Source organism: Pseudomonas sp. KB_15 (assembly GCF_052114525.1).
In the GTDB taxonomy this organism is placed as follows: domain Bacteria; phylum Pseudomonadota; class Gammaproteobacteria; order Pseudomonadales; family Pseudomonadaceae; genus Aquipseudomonas.
Genome location: NZ_JBFREX010000111.1, coordinates 1 through 668 on the forward strand (window position 1 = coordinate 1; position 668 = coordinate 668).

A 668-nucleotide genomic window follows, 5' to 3' on the forward strand; every position below is an offset into this window, starting at 1 on the left:
GTGCAGTGGATGTCCGCCGAACAGTCCAACAGCTCGCTCGCTTACGGCAACAACGGCGTGCTCAAGCTGGTGCGCCGGGTGGCGGGCGGCATCCATCCGGAAGCCGAGATGACGCGCTACCTGACCAGCCAAGGCTACGCACACTCCGCGCCGCTGCTGGGCGAGGTGGTGCGCACCGGCGCCGATGGCACGCCGCACACGCTGATGCTGCTGCAGGGCTACATCCTCAATCAGGGCGATGGCTGGGACTGGACGCTCGACTACCTGAGCCGCCTGATCGACGACGCCATGCCGTCCGAAGACGCCGACGGCGAGTTCGTCGAAGCCATGGCCGGCTATTCGACCATGGTCGGCACGCTGGGCCGCCGTCTGGCCGAGTTGCACGCGGTGCTGGCCCGGCCCAGCGACGAGGCCGCCTTCTCGCCCGAACCCGCCACCGAGGCGCAGGCCGGCGAATGGGCCGAGGAAGCGCTGAAGTCCCTCAACGAGGCGCTCGATCTGCTTGAAGCCCGCCGCCAGAACGCCACCGGCGCCTTCGCCACCGATATCGAGACGCTGGTCGCCGCGCGCGGCAAGCTGCCCAAGCTGGTGGCACGCCTGGCGCAGGCCGCCCCGGGCAGCCTCCAGACCCGCATCCACGGCGATTTCCACTTCGGGCAGGTGCTGAT

The 668-nt window shown here is 69.5% G+C and carries 1 protein-coding gene; it reads left to right on the forward strand.

Going from position 1 to position 668, the window contains the following annotated elements:
• Positions 1-668, forward strand: a 668-nt coding sequence (locus tag AB4Z35_RS29925) for a phosphotransferase (protein ID WP_442101147.1), incomplete at both ends; no start/stop codon positions are given.